This is a genomic window from Xenorhabdus eapokensis, assembly GCF_001908105.1.
Genome location: NZ_MKGQ01000193.1, coordinates 1 through 391 on the forward strand (window position 1 = coordinate 1; position 391 = coordinate 391).

Annotated in this window: 1 tRNA gene and 1 rRNA gene; both read left to right on the plus strand. The window is 48.3% G+C overall.

From position 1 onward, the window contains the following. Positions 1-56 (plus strand): 16S ribosomal RNA (locus Xedl_RS31805); the annotation flags it as partial. Between the two features lie 83 nt (positions 57-139). Further along, positions 140-215: transfer RNA gene (locus Xedl_RS20115), tRNA-Glu, on the plus strand. Positions 216-391: the final 176 nt, after the last annotated feature.

The following is a 391-nucleotide window of genomic DNA, read 5'->3' on the forward strand; positions in this document are numbered from 1 at the left end:
GGGTGAAGTCGTAACAAGGTAACCGTAGGGGAACCTGCGGTTGGATCACCTCCTTAACTAATGAGCGTGAATTGTGAGTGTTCACACAGATTGTCTGATGAAATGTAGCATGAGCAAGCGTCTGCGAAGAAGACTTGAAGTCCCCTTCGTCTAGAGGCTTAGGACACCGCCCTTTCACGGCGGTAACAGGGGTTCGAATCCCCTAGGGGACGCCATCTTGCTCGGCAGCGGGTGAAAGGCGGTGCCAATAAGTTATTGTTAAGCGGGCGGCTAACGCCGGTTTACCAATAATTGCTCTTTAACAATCTGGAACAAGCTGAAAATTTGAAACAATCGATGTTGTTGAACGATAACATTGATGAGTCTCTCAAAAACTCCAGTCCGAAGACAC